This window comes from Streptomyces sp. NPDC006314, from assembly GCF_040613075.1.
In the GTDB taxonomy this organism is placed as follows: domain Bacteria; phylum Actinomycetota; class Actinomycetes; order Streptomycetales; family Streptomycetaceae; genus Streptomyces.
The window spans coordinates 45652-63827 of record NZ_JBEXRL010000027.1; the positions used below are offsets into that span (position 1 = coordinate 45652).

Annotated in this window: 16 protein-coding genes; 8 read left to right on the forward strand and 8 right to left on the reverse strand. The window is 70.2% G+C overall.

Features of this window, described 5'->3' with window-relative positions; translation table 11 throughout:
- Window positions 1-83: 83 nt before the first annotated feature.
- A complete protein-coding gene (locus tag ABZ079_RS33110) occupies window positions 84-491 on the forward strand; it encodes an ATP-binding protein (protein ID WP_356943152.1) in 408 nt (135 codons plus the stop codon).
- Window positions 492-622: 131 nt separating this feature from the next.
- Here ABZ079_RS33110 and ABZ079_RS33115 read toward each other — a convergent pair whose 3' ends face one another.
- The 3 genes from ABZ079_RS33115 to ABZ079_RS33125 are packed head-to-tail and all read right to left on the reverse strand — an operon-like array spanning window position 623 to window position 3049.
- A complete protein-coding gene (locus tag ABZ079_RS33115; RefSeq protein WP_356943153.1) occupies window positions 623-1414 on the reverse strand; it encodes an ABC transporter permease in 792 nt (263 codons plus the stop codon).
- Complete coding sequence (locus ABZ079_RS33120; protein WP_356943154.1) at window positions 1411-2367, reverse strand: ATP-binding cassette domain-containing protein; 957 nt, start codon at window positions 2365-2367, stop codon at window positions 1411-1413. The genes ABZ079_RS33115 and ABZ079_RS33120 overlap by 4 nt, the downstream gene beginning before the upstream one ends.
- Window positions 2368-2380: 13 nt before the next feature.
- Window positions 2381-3049: a DUF4097 family beta strand repeat-containing protein gene (locus ABZ079_RS33125; RefSeq protein ID WP_356943155.1), complete on the reverse strand. Its 669-nt coding sequence runs from the start codon at window positions 3047-3049 to the stop codon at window positions 2381-2383.
- 223 nt (window positions 3050-3272) lie between these two features.
- Between ABZ079_RS33125 and ABZ079_RS33130 the strand changes: the two genes are divergently transcribed.
- The gene (locus ABZ079_RS33130) at window positions 3273-4028 is read left to right on the forward strand and encodes a helix-turn-helix domain-containing protein (protein WP_356943156.1); all 756 of its coding nucleotides are present in this window, start codon (window positions 3273-3275) and stop codon (window positions 4026-4028) included.
- 94 nt (window positions 4029-4122) lie between these two features.
- On the opposite strand, the gene ABZ079_RS33135 is transcribed toward ABZ079_RS33130, so the two are convergent.
- Entirely contained in the window at window positions 4123-5148 is a 1026-nt protein-coding gene (locus tag ABZ079_RS33135; RefSeq protein WP_356943157.1) for an alpha/beta hydrolase, read from the reverse strand.
- Window positions 5149-5252: 104 nt separating this feature from the next.
- On the opposite strand from ABZ079_RS33135, the gene ABZ079_RS33140 reads away from it, so the two are divergent.
- On the forward strand, window positions 5253-5993 hold the full coding sequence (locus tag ABZ079_RS33140; RefSeq protein WP_356943158.1) for a TetR/AcrR family transcriptional regulator C-terminal domain-containing protein: 741 nt from the start codon (window positions 5253-5255) through the stop codon (window positions 5991-5993).
- Window positions 5994-6133: 140 nt separating this feature from the next.
- A complete protein-coding gene (locus ABZ079_RS33145) occupies window positions 6134-7249 on the forward strand; it encodes an ADP-ribosylglycohydrolase family protein (protein WP_356943159.1) in 1116 nt (371 codons plus the stop codon).
- A 236-nt stretch (window positions 7250-7485) separates the two neighbouring features.
- On the opposite strand, the gene ABZ079_RS33150 is transcribed toward ABZ079_RS33145, so the two are convergent.
- Together ABZ079_RS33150 and ABZ079_RS33155 are read right to left on the reverse strand one after the other, a co-directional pair.
- Entirely contained in the window at window positions 7486-9045 is a 1560-nt protein-coding gene (locus ABZ079_RS33150) for a sodium:solute symporter family protein (RefSeq protein WP_356943160.1), read from the reverse strand.
- Window positions 9046-9171: 126 nt separating this feature from the next.
- On the reverse strand, window positions 9172-9960 hold the full coding sequence (locus ABZ079_RS33155) for an SDR family oxidoreductase (RefSeq protein ID WP_356943161.1): 789 nt from the start codon (window positions 9958-9960) through the stop codon (window positions 9172-9174).
- 80 nt (window positions 9961-10040) lie between these two features.
- Here ABZ079_RS33155 and ABZ079_RS33160 point away from each other — a divergent pair, with 80 nt between their 5' ends.
- Entirely contained in the window at window positions 10041-10883 is an 843-nt protein-coding gene (locus ABZ079_RS33160) for a hypothetical protein (RefSeq protein WP_356943162.1), read from the forward strand.
- Between the two features lie 27 nt (window positions 10884-10910).
- Here ABZ079_RS33160 and ABZ079_RS33165 read toward each other — a convergent pair whose 3' ends face one another.
- Both ABZ079_RS33165 and ABZ079_RS33170 read right to left on the reverse strand, forming a co-directional pair.
- Window positions 10911-12821, reverse strand: a complete 1911-nt coding sequence (locus tag ABZ079_RS33165) for an MFS transporter (RefSeq protein ID WP_356943163.1) — start codon at window positions 12819-12821, stop codon at window positions 10911-10913.
- A gap of 197 nt (window positions 12822-13018) precedes the next feature.
- On the reverse strand, window positions 13019-15643 hold the full coding sequence (locus tag ABZ079_RS33170) for a D-alanyl-D-alanine carboxypeptidase (RefSeq protein WP_356943164.1): 2625 nt from the start codon (window positions 15641-15643) through the stop codon (window positions 13019-13021).
- A gap of 181 nt (window positions 15644-15824) precedes the next feature.
- Here ABZ079_RS33170 and ABZ079_RS33175 point away from each other — a divergent pair, with 181 nt between their 5' ends.
- The 3 genes from ABZ079_RS33175 to ABZ079_RS33185 all read left to right on the forward strand — a co-directional run bounded on the left by ABZ079_RS33175 (window position 15825) and on the right by ABZ079_RS33185 (window position 18078).
- The gene (locus ABZ079_RS33175) at window positions 15825-16580 is read left to right on the forward strand and encodes a GPP34 family phosphoprotein (RefSeq protein ID WP_356943165.1); all 756 of its coding nucleotides are present in this window, start codon (window positions 15825-15827) and stop codon (window positions 16578-16580) included.
- A 260-nt stretch (window positions 16581-16840) separates the two neighbouring features.
- A complete protein-coding gene (locus tag ABZ079_RS33180; RefSeq protein WP_356943166.1) occupies window positions 16841-17698 on the forward strand; it encodes a helix-turn-helix transcriptional regulator in 858 nt (285 codons plus the stop codon).
- A gap of 188 nt (window positions 17699-17886) precedes the next feature.
- Complete coding sequence (locus ABZ079_RS33185) at window positions 17887-18078, forward strand: DUF397 domain-containing protein (RefSeq protein WP_356943167.1); 192 nt, start codon at window positions 17887-17889, stop codon at window positions 18076-18078.
- The last annotated feature ends 98 nt before the right edge of the window (window positions 18079-18176 follow it).

An 18176-nucleotide genomic window follows, 5' to 3' on the forward strand; every position in this document is an offset into this window, starting at 1 on the left:
ACCACCCGAGGCAGCCGGACAGTCACGCTGCGTACCGTGGTCGTTGCTGTTCAGAGTAGGGACGGGCGGCCACGCTGGGTGACATGAATCAGAAATCCCACCTCACGATCCAGCTGTCGGCGACCCGCAGAGGCGCCCGGCTCGCGCGTCTCCTCACCGAGCGTCAACTGGACGAGTGGGGGGTGCCGTTCGAGGAGGCGGCGCAGGTCGTGGCGGAGCTGGCGTCCAACGCCGTACTGCACGGGCGGGTGCGGGGAAGGGACTTCCGGCTCGGGCTGGCGCTGCACGACGACGGCAGCCTCCGTATCGAGGTGACCGACGCCCGGGGCGACCGGGTCCCGCGGCTGCACGACCCGGTGGCCGGCGATGCGGAGTCGGGCCGGGGATTACGGATCGTCGAGGCGTACGCGCACCGCTGGGGCGTGACGCGGGCACCGGCCGGCGCGAAGGTCGTCTGGGCCGAACTGACACCGGGACGCGGTGGGCCGTGACCCGGCGGTTCCCGACGGCCGGGCGGCGATGGCTGAGAACGCCGACGGGGCGGCGTACGCCGACGCGGTGTCGGTGTATGCCCCCCGGAGGCGGGACGGGTTGCGGGAGGTGGCCCGCGTGCTCATGCCGGCTACTTCGGGTCGCGGTCGAACACCGCCTTCGACCAGCGGTAGCCGAGGACGGTCAGCGCCAGGCACCAGGCGATCGCGAGCCATCCGTTGTGGCCGATCTCGCTGCCGAGCAGCAGGCCCCGCAGGGTTTCGATGGCCGGCGTGAACGGCTGGTACTCGGCGATCGGCCGGAACCAGCCCGGCATCGCGTCGACCGGGACGAAGGCGCTGGAAATGAGCGGCAGGAAGATCAGCGGCATCGCGTTGTTGCTGGCCGCCTCGGCGTTCGGGCTGACCATGCCCATCCCGACCGCGATCCAGGTGAGCGCCAGGGCGAACAGCGTGAGCAGCCCGAATGCCGCCAGCCACTCCAGGGCCGTGGCGTCCGTGGACCGGAAGCCGATCGCCACGGCGACGGCGCCCACGAGGACCACGCTCATGATCGACTGCAGCACGCTGCCGATGACGTGCCCGACGAGCACCGAGCCGCGGTGGATGGCCATCGTGCGGAAGCGGGCGATGATGCCCTCGGTCATGTCGTTGGAGACGGACACCGCGGTGCCGATCGTGGTGCTGCCGATGGTCATCAGCAGCAGGCCCGGCACGAGGTAGGCGATGTACTCGGAGCGGTCGGCGCCACCGCCGCTGATGCCCGCGCTCATCACGTCGCCGAAGACGTAGACGAACAGCAGCAGCAGCACGATCGGCGTGAGCAGCAGGTTCAGCGTCAGGGATGGATAGCGCCGCGCGTGCAGCAGGTTGCGGCGCAGCATCGTGGACGAGTCGCGTACGGCGAGGGAGAGGGAGCTCATCGGACAGCTTCCTTGGACTGGCCGGGGATGCCGGCGCCGGCGGTCAGGGCGAAGAACACGTCGTCGAGGTCGGGGGTGTGCACGGTCAGCTCGTCCGCCTCGATACCGGCCGAGTCCAGCCAATCGAGGATGGAGCGCAGCTCGCGCTGGCTGCCCCCGCTGGGGATCTGCAGCGACAGCGACTCGTCGTCCCCGGTGGCCTCGCGCAGCGCGCCGACGGCGGACTGGTAGGCGGCCGGGTCGGTGAACCGCAGCCGGACGTGCCCGCCCGGGACGAGCCGCTTCAGCTCCTCGGCGCTCCCCTCGGCGGCGATCTTCCCGTCGTTGAGCACGGCGATCCGGTCGGCGAGCTCGTCGGCCTCCTCCAGGTACTGCGTGGTGAGGAACACGGTGGTGCCGCCGGAGACCAGCTCGCGGATGATGCCCCACATGTTGTGCCGGGAGCGTGGGTCCAGGCCGGTGGTCGGCTCGTCCAGGAAGATGATCCGCGGGTCGCCGACCAGTGTCATGGCGATGTCCAGGCGGCGCTTCATGCCGCCGGAGTAGGTGGAGGCGGGCTTCTTCGCGGCCTCCACCAGGTCGAAGCGCTCCAGCAGCTCGGCGGCGGCCCGACGGCCCTCGCTGCGGGAGAGGTGGTGCAGGTCCGCCATGAGGAGCATGTTCTCCTCGCCGGTGATCAGGCCGTCGACTGCCGAGAACTGGCCCGTGACGCCGATCGCGGCACGGATCGCCTGGGGGGCGGCGGCCAGGTCGTGGCCGGCGACGCGGATGCTGCCGGCGTCCGCGGTGATCAGGGTGGAGAGGATGTTGACCGCGGTGGTTTTGCCGGCGCCGTTCGGGCCGAGCAGGGAGAAGATCGTTCCTTCGGGGACGGCGATGTCGATGCCGTCGAGCACGGTCTTGTCGCCGTAGGACTTGCGCAGCCCGTTCGCCGCGATGGCCAGGTTGGTCACGATGGGTGCTCCGTTACAGGCTGCGGGCGGTGATGCTGCCGTGGTCGGTGGTGGCGTGGATGGTCAGGTCGGCGGTGCCGTCGGTGTTCTTCAGGGCGTTGTGGATCCGGCCGTAGCCGGTGCCGGCGTCCAGGGAGGCGGAGACTCCGGGGGCGGCGCCTACCGTCACGTCGCCCATCCGGGTGCGCAGCACGACGGTGCCGGAGGTGGCCTCGGCGATGTGGATGTCGCCCTGGTGGGTGCTGATCTCCGCGGGGCCGGTGAGGCGGCCGACCGAGACGTCACCGGCGTGGGCGGCCAGGCGCACGCTCGCGGCCTCGTCGATCTTGACCGCGCCGTGTGCGCCCTCGCAGGCGACGTCGCCGAGGCGTCCGACGCCCCGGAACTCGGCGCAGGACGCCTTCGTCTCGATGCTGGAGCCGGCGGGCAGCTGGATGGTCACCTCGATGGACCCGGAGGGGCCGAAGTACTGGTTCCTCGCCGCCGGGGCCTCGATCCGCAGGACGCCGTCGCCGTAGACGACCGTGGCCTGCTCCGCCGCCTTCACATCGCGGCCCTTCGAGGCGTTGGCGGGCACGACCTCGACCGTGGTGTCGGCCCGCTCGGCCGCGATGAACTGGATGCGCCCCGCGGGGATGTCCAGCACGGCGGTGATCGGGGTGGGGGTGTCGAACTTCTGCATGGTGTCCTCCGGTGCACTTCGTTTCTGACGTTTGAAACGCTACGTTGCATTCCAAGTTTGCTCAACTAACTCGTTGCAGTAAAACATCATCGTTGCAGGTCAGAGCTGCTAAATCGTTGCAACGACCCTGCGGCTTAACGCAACATCGGCCCCTGGTCTGTTGCAATGAGTTGAAGGTGAACGCTATGCTGGGGGTATCGGGGAAGCGTGAAGGGAGATCGTGATGCCGGGGGGCAGGCTCACCCAGCAGGAACGCCAGCAGATCGCACTGGGGTTGGCCGACGGGCTCGCCTACGCGGAGATCGCCCGAGGTCTCGAGCGCCCCACCTCGACGATCACGCGCGAGGTGATGCGCAACGGCGGCCCCACCGCCTACCGCGCCGACCTGGCCCACCGCGCCACCGAACGCCGCGCCCACCGGCGCAGGCAGGCCGCGCCGCGGGAGCAGGGGGCGTCGGCGCAGGCCCACGGACGCCACGACGAGGCCGTGCGCGAGTACGAGGAGGCGTTCACCACCGTCCTTATGCAGTCAGGCCTGCCCAAGATGATGGCCCGGGTGCTGACCTGCCTCTATACGAGCGACACCGGCGGCCTCACCGCCGCCGAGCTCGTCCGGCGCCTCCAGGTCAGCCCGGCGTCCATCTCCAAGGCCATCACCGCGCTCGAGGGCATGACCCTCGTCCGCCGGGAACCGGGCGAACGCCGCCGCGAGCGCTACGTCGTCGACGACGACATCTGGTACCAGTCGATGATCGCCAGTGCCCGGTCCAACGCCCAGCTCGCCGAGACCGCACGGCAGGGCGTCGGCATCCTCGGCCGCGGCACCCCGGCTGCCGCCCGCCTCGAGAACATCGCCCGCTTCCTCGACTTCATCAGCGAAAGCGTCATCCGCGCCGCGGAGCAGGCCCGTGAGGTCCTCTACACCAAACCCGAGGCGACCTCGGGCGGCACCGCCGAGCCGAGTTCACATCGCGGATAGGCCGCCGTCTTGAAGGCCCCGGCCGGCGGTGGCCGCGCCGGAACCCTCCCCATGGACCGAGCCCATCGCGCCCGACCTCGCCCTGCCCTCCGGCTCAGTGCCCCACCGCCTCCCCCGTCACCACCGGCCGGACCTTCCCCAGCATCAGCTTCAGGAACTGGTCGGGTTCGCGGAACGAGGCGAAGTGGCTCGCACCGGTGATGAGGGCGAAGTCCTTCACCGGGGCGGTGACCTCCTCGTAGAAGCGGCGGGCCGGTTCCGGCGGGGTCAGGACGTCGCTGTCGCCCTGGAAAAGGAAGAAGGGGAGGCGGAAGGTGGTGCCCTCGGCTCGTTCGTCGATCGTGATCGCCTGCGGGCCCAGCTGTTCCGAGAAGTTCATGCCCTTCATGTACGTGCGCAGGCCGCGCAGGTTGTGGAAGGGAGAGAACCACAGGGAGCGGATAACGACCGTCTTCATCGTGTCGTAGGTCAGCGGGTCGGTCGTGACCACGGTCTTCGCGTACTCCGCCCACTCGTGGCCCGACCAGGCGGAACGGTCCGGTCCCATCGCCGCCACCTTCGCCCGCTCCCTCTTCTTGCCGGCCTTCTCCAGTCGCGCCAGCAGTGCCTCGTAGGACGAGGTGTCGCGGCCGCCCGCGATGATGTTCTGGTCCGTGCCGACGTACGCCGAGTACAGCTCGGGGTGGCTGCGGGCCAGCCGCAGGCCGGTGACGGTGCCGAAGCTGTTGGCGACCAGCAGCACCTTGGCGACGCCGAGGCGGGCGCGGATGTGCTCGGTGACCTCCAGGGCGTCCTCGTGGAGGCGGTCGAGGGTCATCTCACCCTGTTCTGCCGGGCCGCCCGCCGCGAAGGTCTTGCCGGCGCCCCGCATGTCCCAGCGGACGATCGTGAAGTGCCGCTCCCAGGCGCGGGTGAGCGGGGTGAAGACGAGGTTGGAGGCGCCGGGGCCGCCGTGGATCTCCAGTATCACCGGGTTCGCCAGGTCCTCGCCGCGGATCGAGATCCACTGGTCGATGCCGCCGATACGGACGTACGAGGACTCGTCGATGCCGTTCGGGGTGGTGATGCGCAGCTTCTTGGCGTGAGTGCGGCGCTTGAACGCGCGGTAGGTGAGCAGCATGGTGTTCCCCTTAAACTGTTTATGTCGTCATCGGTTTCGTTTACGGTATATACAGTTGGTGGGCGGAGTCAACGGGCTGCGCCGGAGTGGAGTGGAGGAGCCCCATGGCGGGACGTGGCAGGGAGCAGGACAAGATCCGTGATCCGCGGGCGGGCCTCGCGCTGCTGTGGGGCGAGCAGGAGCAGCCCACCCGCGGCCCCAAGCCACAACTGACCCCGCAGCGCATCGCCGCGGCCGCCGCCGAACTGGCCGACAGGGAAGGGCTGGACGCCGTGTCCATGAACAAGGTCGCCGGCGGGTTCGGGGTCTCGGCCATGGCCCTGTACCGGTACGTCCCCGGCAAGACCGAACTCGTCGAGCTGATGGTGGAGTCCGTACTGGCCGAAGGCCCGGACCTGACCGGAGTGCCGGACGGCGACTGGCGCGCGGCCGTGCGGGAGTGGACGCGGCAGTGCGCGCGTGTCTACGCCGCCCACCCCTGGCTGCTCAACGCCACCGCCATGCGCCGACAGATCATGGGCCCCTGTCAGCTGCGCTGGCTGGACGCGGCCCTCGCCGCTCTGGAACCCACCGGTCTCGGCGGCGCCCCGCGCCACCAGGTCTTCCTGCTGCTGATCGGACTCGTCCGCAACCTCGCCCAGCAGCGGAGCGATCACGAGGAGGAACGGGAGGGGGAGTGGAACCGGCTCGCCGGTGAACTGCTCGCCCGGCACGCCGACCGCTTCCCCGCCCTCACCAGGGCCATCGCCGAGGGCGCCTTCGAACCGGACGGCACCGATCCGCTCGCGTTCGGGCTGGACCGGATCCTGGACGGAGTCGAAGCGCTCGTCGCCGCTCACCGGTGACGCGGACCGGCCGGGGGAGAGATGCGGAAGTACTGGACGGGAATGACCCCTCGGGGCCGGTTTGCCCCACTGAACGGGCCGTTCCCGGTCGATTACAGTGCCTAGCGTCGTACGGGCGGTCGGTGCCGTGGGGAGGTCTGGTGGGTGCGACATCCGGCGCCGTCTGGGGCCGTGCCGAGCAGCAGGATTTCCGCAGCCGGGTGCGCGGCACCCTGCTCGGGGCCGCCGTGGGCGACGCGCTGGGCGGCCCGGCGGACGCCCTGTCCCTGGAGGAGATCCGGGCGGCCTACGGCCCCGAGGGGCTGCTCGACCTCGCCTTCGGGCACGGGCGGCGGGGCACGGTCACCCACCACACCCAGCTGACCCTGTTCACGGTGGACGGGCTGATACGCGCCCAGGTGCGCCGCGACACCGGTGCCTGGCATCCGCCGACCGATCTGCACCGGGCGTATCTGCGCTGGGCGGCCACCCAGCGGGACTGGGGGCCGGACGAGCGCCGCAAGGACGACGGCTGGCTGGCCCGCGAGGAGTGGCTGTACGCCCGCCGCGAGCCGACCCGCGCCCTGCTCATCGGGCTCGGCGACGAGACCATGGGCACGCTGGAGCAGCCCAAGAACCCCGGTGAACTGGGGCCGGAGGCCGTCGCCCGCTCGGCGCCCTTCGGGCTGCTGGTCGGCTGGGAGCCGCAGCTCGTCGTCCAGCTGGCGCTGGAGTGCGCCGCCCAGACCCACGGGCACCCCCTCGCCTACCTGTCGGCGGGCGCGTACGCCGTGATCGTGCATGCGCTGGCCCGCGGGGACAGCCTGGACGGCGCCGTGCAGCGGGCCCTCGCCCTGCTCGCCGCCCGCCCCGGCCACCAGCCCGTCTCCGACGCACTCCAGCACGCCCTGGGCGCGGTGCGGCAGGGGATACCGAGCCCGACGCGGGTGGAGGAGCTGGCCGGGGACGGTACGGCGGACGGGCTGCTCGCGGCTTCGGTGTACTGCGCGCTGGTGGGGGAGGACGTACGGCACGGCCTGTGCCTGGCCGTGAACCAGAGTGGCCCCTCGGCCGCGGCGGGCGCCCTCACCGGTGGTCTCCTCGGCGCCCTGCACGGCGAGACGGCCCTCCCACCGGCCTGGCTGACCGAACTGGAGGGCCGCCCGACGATCCTCGAACTCGCCGACGACTTCGCGATGGAGATGACCCAGGGCCCCGCGCTGCACGGGCCGGCCGGATCGTCCCCGGGCTGGCTGGCCCGGTACCCACGAGCCTGAGCCGACCCGTTGGCGGGGTGCCGGCCGGGGACGGGACCGCTCGCCCCCGCCGGCGGGGTGCCGCTGCGCCCGCCCGTGCCGCCCCAGCGGCACGACCGCCCGCAGCTACGTACACCCTGCCGGACCGCCCGCGGCTGCGGCGCCTTTGCCGGTGGCGCCGCTGCGACTCCCTGGGGGCGCGGGGAACTGCGCGATCAGCCACGACGGAGCCGCAGCCGAATCCCCGGGGGCGACCCCTACGGCGCTCCCACCACGTCCTCACCCGCGGCGGCCGGCACCGGCACAGCCGGCGCAGCGTCACCGTCGGTGTTGACGCGCTCGATGACGGCCAAGCGCTCCGGCGTGTCCTCCGGCTTCAGGAAGCCGATGAGGATGTACAGGACCAGGGAGACCGCGAGCGGCACCGAGACCTGGTACTGGAGCGGGACTCCGCCGTCGACGTTCCAGTTGATGGGGTAGTTGACCAGCCAGAAGGCCAGCAGGCCCACCGCCCAGCTGGTGAGGGCCGCCGTCGGGCCGGAGCGGCGGAACGGGCGCAGCAGGCCCAGCATCATCGGGATCGCGATCGGCCCCATCAGACCGGCCACCCACTTGATGACGACCGTGATGATGTCCTCGAAGGTGGGCGAGTCGACCTGGGTCGCGACCGCCATCGACAGGCCGAGGAAGACGACCGTGGTGACCCGGGCCGCGACCAGGCCCGAGCGTTCACCCCACGCCCGCGCCTTGGCCGACAGCACCGGCGCCACGTCACGGGTGAACACCGCCGCGATCGCGTTGGCGTCGGAGGAGCACATGGCCATCGTGTGCGAGAAGAAGCCGACGACGACGAGGCCCAACAGGCCGTGCGGCAGCAGCCGTTCGGTCATCAGGGCGTAGGAGTCGGAGCCGTCCGGCTTCTGCGCGTGGACCAGGAGCGGGGACATCCACATGGGGAAGAAGAGGACCACCGGCCAGACCAGCCACAGGATCGCCGACAGGCGGGCCGAGCGCTCGGCCTCGTACGCGCTGCCCGTCGCCATGTAGCGCTGGGCCTGGTTGAGCATGCCGCCGTTGTACTCGAAGAGCTTGATGAACAGGAACGCCAGCAGGAACACCGTGCTGTAGGGGCCGACCAGCGGCTCACCGTGGCCGTGCAGCGCGGGCTCGTCCCAGGCGCCGAAGAAGCCGATGTGCTGGTCGCTCAGTTTCACCACGACCGCGACGAACATCGCGATGCCGGCCAGCAACTGGATCACGAACTGGCCGAGTTCGGTCAGCGCGTCCGCCCACAGACCGCCGATCGTGCAGTAGACGGCGGTGATCGCGCCGGTGATGAGGATGCCCTGGTTCAGGGACACACCGGTGAACACCGACAACAGAGTGGCGATCGCCGCCCACTTGGCGCCCACGTCCACGATCTTCAGCAGCATGCCGGACCAGGCGAGGGCCTGCTGCGTGGGGAGGTTGTAGCGGTTCTTCAGGTACTCCAGTGGGGAGGCCACATGGAGCCGGGAGCGCAGCCGGTTGATGCGCGGCGCGAACAGTTTCGAGCCGATGGCGATGCCGAACGCGATGGGGAAGGACCAGGTGATGAAGGAGGTGACGCCGTAGGTGTAGGCGATCCCCGCGTACCCCGTGAACATCACCGCGCTGTAGCCCGACATGTGGTGCGAGATGCCGGAAAGCCACCAGGGCATCTTGCCGCCGGCCGTGAAGAAGTCGGAGACGCTGTCCACGCGCTGGTGCGACCAGACGCCGATCGCGACCATCACGCCGAAGTAGCCGATGAGTACGGCCCAGTCGAGACTGTTCATGAGCCCGATCGTGGGTCCACCCACGTGAACACAACAAGCAACCGTAAGGTCAAGTCACGGCAAAGATGTTCTCCTTGTTGATTGGTATTCATGAATCTGAACACCACTCAGGTGGAGTCGACTGACTCAGCGCATCAGCTCTCCCGCATTGACCAGCAGCGACTGCCCCGTGATCGCCCGCGCCCGGTCCGAGGCGAGGAACACCGCCGCGTTGGCCACATCCCCGTCCGTCGCCAGATCGGGCAGCGCCATCCGGTCCGTGAGCCGCCTCAGCACCGCGTCCTCCGGCACGGCCTCCGTCTGCGCGGTGAACTGTACGTACGCCCGCACCGGCGGCCCCCACATCCAGCCCGGCAGCACGGTGTTGACCCGGATCCGGTACGGCCCCAGCTCCCGCGCGAGGGAGTACATCACGCTGGTGAGCGCCCCCTTCGAGGCGGCGTACGCGGCCTGCCGCACCTGCGACGGCGCGGCGACGGCCGACTGCGTCCCGATGAACACCACCGACCCGCCCCCGCCCGCCTTCAGTGCCGGCAGGCACGCACGGGTCATCCGCAGGGTGCCCAGCAGGTTCACGTCGATGACCGACTGCCAGGTCGCGAAGTCCGCGTCCTCGATCCCGCCGAAGCAGGAGTCCCAGGCCGCCACGTGCACCACGGCGTCGACCGAGCCGAACCGCTCCCGTGCCAGCGCGGCCAGCGCCTCACACTGCCCCTCGTCGGTGATGTCGGTCGCCCGGTACGCCGTGTGCCCGCCGTCCGGGTCGATGTCGGCCGCGCTCCTGGCCAGGTTCGCCTCGGTGCGCGCCCCGAGCACCGCGTTCCCGCCGTCCCCTACGACGGCCGCGGCGACCTGGTGGCCGAGCCCGGCCCCGACGCCCGAGACGACGACCGTCTTGCCGGTGAGCAGGGACATCGGTGCCTCCCGGGGTATGGCGTTTGATCTGACGGAGCGTCAGAGTATGGGTCACCGCGGGAGGACGGAAGGGGAGCCGCATGAGCGAGGACACCCGCAGCGGGCTGTACGCCGAGCTGGCCGCCGTGGGCCCGTACGGCGTGCGGCCGGGCCACGCCCTGATCACCATGGTGGAACCGCACCCCGGCCACGAGTACGCCTACAACCGCTGGTACGAGGACGACCACTACTACGCCGGCGCGATGGCCATGCCCTGGATGTACGCCGGCCGCCGCTGGGTCGCGACCCGGGATCTGCAACTCCTGCGCTACCCGGAGAGGTCGGCGATCGCCCAGCCGGTCACCGCCGGCTGCTACCTGTCCACCTACTGGATCACCGCCGGCCGCTACGACGACCACATGAGGTGGACCGTCGCCATCAACAAGCGCCTCAACCGCGACGCCCGCGTCCACCACCACCGCACCCACGTCTTCACGGCCTTCCAGGACCACGAGACGACGGTCTACCGGGACGGCGCGGCGGGGCCGAGGGACTTCCACGCCCTCGACCATCCCTACCCGGGGCTGGTGCTGGAGGTGATCGACGCGGAGTCGGTGGAGCAGCGGGCGCAGTTGCTGGAGTGGCTGCGCACCCGCCCTCTGCCCCGCCGCCTGGCGGGGTCCCCGGCCGCCATGGTGACCGTGTTCCGGCCCACGCCGCTGCCGGGCGACCGCATGACCTACGTCAAGCAGGTGGAGGGCGTGGACACCCGGTTGACCCTGCTGTGGTTCCTGGAGGCTGACCCGCGGGCGTGCTGGGAGGACCACTTCACGGGCCTGGGCGAGGAGGTGGCCGAAGCGGGTCTGGGCGCGGTCGAGCTGGTGGCGCCGTTCATCCCGACGATTCCGGGCACGGACAGGTATGTGACCGAGCTGCGCGGCTGACGGTTTCGGGCGGGCGGGTGGGAGAGCTCATCTCAGCTCGTCGGGGCAGGGAGTACCGCGAGGCAGCTGATACGGAGCGGCCAACCGGTACGTACCGGCCTTCGGCGCGAGCAGCATCGTCCACTTGTCCCCGTTCGCGTCCTCCGACGTCTCCGTCAGACACCCGTTGACGTTGTCGTACGACTTCGGCATCCCAGGAGCCCGGTGCTTCGACGCCTCGGTCTCCTGCGGAGCGCTCAGGCTCTTGCCGTGCTCGTCGACGACGCTCAGCCACGGCGAGTACGGGATCCGGATCAGGATCCGCCCCGCCTTGCTCACCTCGAGGGTCATCTCGCCCTGCTCGGCGCGGTCCACCACCGCGTTGGGCTCGGCGAGCGGCGCCGGATCGGTCACCTGGAACAGCTGCCAGTTGGCGTCGCCCCAGATCTGCTTCAGATACGGCATCCCGCGCTGCAGCAGCTCCCGCTCGCGCACGCCGCCGTCCCCGTCCAGGTTGTCCTTGGGCAGCACCACGAAGTGCACGGCCCAGCGCTGGAGCCACTCGTGATAGTTCGCCGAATTGAGCGTGTCGTCGTAGAAGAGCGGGTTGCGCTCCATGTCTGCCTGCCGGTTCCAGCCGCGCGCCAGGTTGACGTACGGCGCGAGCGCGGAGGCCTCACGGTGCGAACGCGCCGGGACCACCTCGACGCGGCCCTTCTCGGCGCCGACCTTCTGCAGCTCGTTGACCAGCGGGGCGAGTTCCCGCGCCCAGGACGCGGCCGGGGTGGTGTGCATGATGTCGTCCACCGACTTGAAGCCGATCCAGCCGACGAAGCCGAGGAACGCCAGCACGGTCAGGTACCACTTGCGCGACTTCGGGACCGTGTACGGCAGCGCGGCGATCAGCGTCGCACCCGCGAACAGCATCGGCAGCCGCGAGATGTTCGAGCCGATCTGCGAGCTGATCAGCCACACCAGGACCACACCGAGGCTGTAGACGGCGGCCGTCAGCCGGACGGTCACCCACTCCTTCGGCACCAGGAACAGGCACAGCAGGCCGTACAGCAGGGGCATTATCACCGAGCCGAAGATCATCGGCTGGGTACCGGAGAACGGGAACAGCCACGCCGAGACGGCCACCACCGCCGTCGGCGCGAGGCCCAGCGCCCAGGCGCCCGGCCGCCGCTTCTGCAGGAACAGCGCGACCGCGACCAGGCCCACGAACAGCCCCGCGACCGGTGAGGCCATGGTGGCGAGCGCGGCCAGCGGGGCGGCGGCCAGGGCTTTCGCCCAGCGTTTGTACCGCCACCGGTACGGCCAGCAGAAGACGGCCGCGACCGCGCCGAGCGCGAACATCGTGCCGAGCCCGAAGGTCACCCGCCCGGATATCGCGTTGCACAGGAACGCGAAGACGCCGGCGAGCGAGGCCCACAGCGGGTTCTTCACCACCCGGCTGCGGATCAGGACCAGCGTCAGCAGGCCCGCCGACACCGTCCCGGCGATCATCATCGTCGTACGGACGCCGAGGACCGACATCAGGTACGGCGACACCACGCTGTACGACACCGGGTGCATGCCCCCGTACCAGGCGAGGTTGTACGCCGAGTCGGGGTGCCGGCCGACGAACTCCGCCCAGGCGTCCTGCGCCGCGAGATCGCCGCCACTGTTCGCGAACGTGAAGAACCAGATGATGTGCAGTACGCCCGCGAGCGCGATGAAGGACAGCACGGGGTGCAGCAGGAACCGCTGCCGGAGAGGTTCCAGGGCGGCGAGGAGACGCGCGAGTTTGCCGATCGGGTGTCCGTCCGCTCGGTCGTCGTCCCGACCGTGCGTACCGTCCTTGCCGTCCTTGCCGTCCTTGCCGTCCGTGCCAGTCGTGGACGGGCGTATTCGCGGGCCCGCTCCCGATCCCGAGCCCGGATCGGCGTCGTCGGCGCGTGTCGGCTCCGCTGTGGCCACCTGAGGCACTCCCCGTGTCCCGTCTTCTGTACTCGGCCGCGTCCCTCGGTGTTCCCGGCCGCTTCCCATCCAGTTCGCGGCCGCGTCCCCCTGACCGGCGACCTGCCCCGATTCGTGACGCTAGCACGCACCCCGCCGCGGGGCTCCCGGGTGGGGCTCCGTCGACGGGGTGCGCGGGCGGGGCGGTGGTGGCGCGGTCAGCCCAGCCGGGTCAGCTTGGCGCCGAAACCGGGCTCGGCCAGATCCTTCTGCAGGGCCACCGGAACCTTCACCGAACGAGCCGTGCCGTCACCCACGGTGAGCGTGCCGACCTTGGTGCCTGCCTTCGCGGTGTGCGGCACGGTGCCCGAGGCGAAGGACAGCTTCACCTTCATGCCCGACCAGCCGACAGCGGAGACGTCCTTGGTGATCACGATCGGGGTGTGGCCGCCGAGCCGGTCGTCCACGTAGCCGACCACATCCCCCTTCTTCAGGATCTTCGAAGAGGTCAGCGCGTCCTGGGCGGCGAGCAGTGCCGTTTTGCTGACCGCGTTGACCGTGGCGAGGATCTTCGGCTTGTGCTGGCCGAGGATCGCGCCGACGACGGTCACCGTCCGCCCGTCGACCTGCTTGCGGGAGGCGAAGAGCAGGTTGCCGCCGGCCGCGGTGGTACTGCCGGTCTTGATGCCGATCGCGCCGATGCGGTAGGGCAGCTCGTTGTAGTTGGGCCAGAAACGGCCGGAGGGGTCCGTCCAGCTGGCCGCGCTGGAGATGGAGACCAAGGCCGGGACCTTCACGAACGCGCGGCCCAGCTTCACCTGGTCCTCGGCCGTGGAGACGGTGCTCTCCTTCAGGCCCGACGGATCGGTGTACTTCGTGTCGGTCATCCCCAGTTGCCTGGCGGTGGCGTTCATCTTCTTCACGAACGCCGCGTCCGAACCCGCGTCCCAGCGCGCGAGCAGCCGCGCGATGTTGTTGGCGGAGGGGATCAGGACCGCCGACAGGGCCTGCTTCTCGGTGAGGTGGTCGCCCGCCTTGACGGTGTCGAGTGTGGACTCGCCGGCCTTGTTGTAGCCGCCCTCCTTCTCCGCCGTGGCGTCGACCTCGATCTTCGGGCCTTCCTCGCCCGGCTTGAGCGGGTGGTCCCTGAGGATGATGTACGCGGTCATGGTCTTCGCGACCGAGCCGATGGCCACGGGCGTCTGCTTGCCGAAGTGGTCCATCGTGCCGACGCCGTCCACGTCGATCCAGCCCTGGCCCTCACCCGGCCAGGGCAGGTTCGTCCTGCCGCCGTCGAAGGTGTACGTCTCCTCGACGCTGAGCGCGAGGGCGGGGGACGGCAGCGGGCGCATCGCCTGCACGACCGCGAAGACGATCGCCAGGAGCAGGACCAGCGGGGTCCAGATCTTGACCCGGCGCACGAGCGTGCGGACCGGGGTCTCCGGGGGCGGCGGTGTGTTCGTCAGCTCCGCCAGCAGGTCCAGCGGGGGCTTGGGCGGCAGCGGCTGCTGGGTGGTCCGCTCGGGGCCGATCTGCGGGACGGGGGTGGTGGCGTCGGCCGCGGGGGCCTTGCCGGCCGGGCGGGGGTCGTCCTTCGCGTCGGGGGCCTTGCCGGCCGGGTGCGGGTCGGCCTTGGGCGCGGTGGTCCGGCCGGCCGGGCGCATGTCGTCCTTCAGGGCGACGAACTTGCTGGTGCGCTCGGAGTCGGACACGTCGGGCTTCGGCTTGCCGCCGAGCTTGAGCATGGTCGTCGGCTGGTCGACCTCGGGCTTCTTCGGCCGTACGGTCTTGAAGACGGCGGTCGGCTGATCAACGGCGCCCGCCCCGGCCGCACCCTCGGCGGCCTCCGGCCCGTGTCCGCGCTTCCCCGCCTCGGCTTCGCCTTCGGCGTCCGTGTTCCCACCCGCACCACCCGTGCGGGTCTCGTCGTCGGCCGCGGGTGGCCCCTGCGGGGCTTGCCCGCCGTCGGCGGCCTCCGGCCCGTCGCCGGCTCCCTCGGCCTCCGCTTCGCCGCCGCCCCCGGGAACTCCACCTTCACCCGCGTCGGCCTTGGCATCGACCTCGGTCTTCGTGCCCGTGTCGGCCTTCGCGTCGGCGTCGGCCTTGGCATCGACCTCGGTCTTCGTGCCCGCGTCGGCCTTCGCGTCCGTGTCGGCCTTCGCGTCCGTGTCGGCCTTGGCATCGACCTGGGTCTTCGTGCCCGCGTCGGTCTTCGCGTCCGCGTCGGCCTTCGCGTCCGCGTCGGCCTTCGCGTCCGTGTCGGCCTTCGTGGCCGGTTCGGGCTTCGCGTCGGCGTCGGCCTTGATGTCGGGCCCGGCGTTCGTGGTCGTGGCCGCGTCCGGCTTCGCGGTGGTCCCGGTCGCGTCGCCTTCCGCTTCCGTGGCCGTCTTCGCGCCTGCCTTCGGGGCCGCGTCTGCTTCGGTGCCGGTGTTCGTAGCCGTCTCAGGCGTGTTCGCCGGCGCGTCGGCTTCCCGCTCCCGCTTCTCCGCGTCCGCGTCCGCGTCCGTGTCCGCCCCGCGCACCCATGCCGAGACCGCTGCGCGGAGAGCGGTGTCCTCCTTGGGCGTGTTCTGGGGCTCGGCGTCGGTCGCCTCCGCGGACTCGGCCGGCTTCTCCGGCTCGGCCGCGTCGGCGGTGGACCTCTGTCGTTTCACATCCCGTACCGACAGAACCTTCGTCGCGGTGTCCGTGCCGCCGCCCGAGGAATCCTTTTCGCGGGCGACCGCGAGACGCGGATCGCGCGCCTCGGGAACCGAACCCGCGCTCCCCGACGTCGGTTCCGCCGACGACTCGCGCTGCTTCGACCTGTCGGGGGACTCGCCCGCCACCGATGCCTCCTCCATGCGCCGCACGCCTACACGCGCGCCCTGTCCGAACCATGTACCAGTGTCCTGTGTGAGGGCTTGGCCCCTGCGGTAGACGAGAACGACATACCTGCCGGTTCCCTCACGAACCGGTCACGCACCCTCGACAGACCAATGTGAGAGGGGTCACCCTGTCATTCATCCACGCGGGGAGGCATGGATGGGCAGGAGCCGCAGAACACTTCCGGAGGAGCTTCTGTTGCTGGCACTGGACCCGACCACGGGTACCACTGCACAGCCGCAGTCGCTCGACCTCGGTCTGGCCGGAGCACAGCTAGTGGAGCTGGCGCTGGCCGGACGGATAGCCCCAGACGGGGATCGTATCGCCGTGGTGGTACCACGGCCGACAGGAGATCCGACTCTGGACTGCGCGTTGGAGTTGCTGCGAAGGCGTGGCGCTCCCGTGCGTGCCGTCCATTGGATCGGCGGGCCCCGGCTGGGGCTCCGTCAGACGTATCTCTCGCATCTGGAGCGGTGCGGCATGGTGCACGCCGTGGCCGGCCAGATGTGCGGGGTACTGCCGACAACGCGCTATCAGGCGACGGACAACGAGATCAGCCGGGAGATCCGAGCCCGGCTGGATTCCGCGATCCGCACCGGCGTACCGCCGGACCCGCGGACCGCGGCGCTCGCCGCCCTGGCGCACGCCGTCGGACTGGGCAAGCATCTCTACCCCGGTAACGAGGGGCGTTCGTCCAGGTCCCGGTTGCGGGATCTGATCCGGCACGATCCGATGGGCGGGCTCGTCGCCCACGCCGTGATGGACGTGCAGAACGGTGCGGCCGCACAGCCGCGCCGTGGCCCGGCCTCGGCCGGCCGGCAGGCCGCGCCCGGAGCCAGGTCCGCGGTGGAACCCGCACGCGGGGTTCCGATGCAGCCGCACCACGGGTCCATGGCACGCGCCGTGGCCCACTGAGTCGTGAAGCCGTAAGCCCGGCCCCCACCCCGGTTTCGGGAGCCGCTGGTTCGAGCGGGGCGGCGAGGTCCCTGTGATCTCGCCGCCCCGCTCGACTGCGTCCCCGGCGGCCCCGGTTGTTCGAGCCCGTGCCCGAACTGACGCGTCCGTGCCGCATATCCACGGTTTGCCAGCGGTAGAAAGAACCTTGGTGGCAGTCTGCTCAACAGCAGATACGGAAAGTGTTAAGCAACAGGCAGGCAGCCGGAGGTGCACGTCCCGTGGCGTCCAATGTCAATCCCACCGTCAGGCGGCGCCGGCTGGGCCAGGAGCTGCGCAGGCTCCGTGAGCTCAAGGGCATGACGGCCGAAGAAGTGGCGGAGCGACTGCTCGTGTCGCAGTCGAAGATCAGCCGGCTGGAGAACGGCCGCAGGAGTATCAGCCAGCGCGATGTGCGCGATCTGTGCGGGGTGTACGAGGTCGAGGACCAGCGGATCGTCGACTCGCTGATGGAGATGGCCCGGGACTCGCGGCAGCAGGGCTGGTGGCACACGTTCGGGGACATCCCCTACAGCGTGTACATCGGCCTGGAGACCGACGCGGAGTCGCTGCGGGTGTACGAACCGCAGCTGGTGACCGGCCTGTTGCAGACCCGCGCCTATGCGGAGGCCCTGGTGCAGGGCGCGTTGCCGGAGACGTCGACGGCCGAGATCGAGAAGCGTGTGCAGGTGCGCATGCGCCGACAGGAACGTATCACCGCCGAGAACAACCCGCTCCGGTTGTGGGTGGTGCTGGACGAGGCGGCGCTCCGCCGGGTCGTGGGCAGCAAGCTGGTGATGCGGGAACAGCTGGAGCATCTGATCGAGATGTCCCACCTGCCGCACGTCACCGTGCAGGTGCTGCCCTTCGAGGTGGGCGCGCACCCGGGCCTCAACGGCCAGTACGCGATCCTGGAGTTCACCGACGCGGCCGACTCCAGCGTGGTGTACCTGGAGGGTGTCACCAGCGACCTGTACCTGGAGAAGGCGCAGGACGTGCAGAAGTACGCCGTGATGTACGAGCATCTGCGGGCACAGTCCCTCAATGTGGAGCAATCCCGGCAGTTCATTGCGGAACGGGCCAAAGCCTACGCCGAATGAGCTTCTTTCGCAGAGGGCGCGGAATCGTACACCTCGGTCCACTCCAGTGGAAGGCTCGCCTGGAATATGCCATCCGGTCGAGTGAACGGCTGCTCCGGCGGGTGCAGTTGCCCGGTAGCGTCGATCACGCCAATCGGACGACAGGGTTGGCGTGAACCGCACTACTGCAACTCGTAACAGGAGTGGACATGGCACTGATTCAGGGCGCTTCGGAGACGTGGATGAAGTCTTCCTATTCCGCGGGCAACGGCGCCTGCGTCGAAGTCAAGTCGCCCACCACCGCCGAACTCGCCGTCCGCGACTCCAAGGTCTCCGAGGGTCCGATCCTGGCCTTTCCCGCCGATGCGTGGAACGCCTTCGTCGCCTCGGTGAAGGCGTAAGGGGCTCTCTCTGACCCTCGTCCTTAGACACGCCGGAAAACGCAGTCCGGCCACGACAACTGCACAAGCACCACCAGGAGAGCCCTCTCGACCAGTCG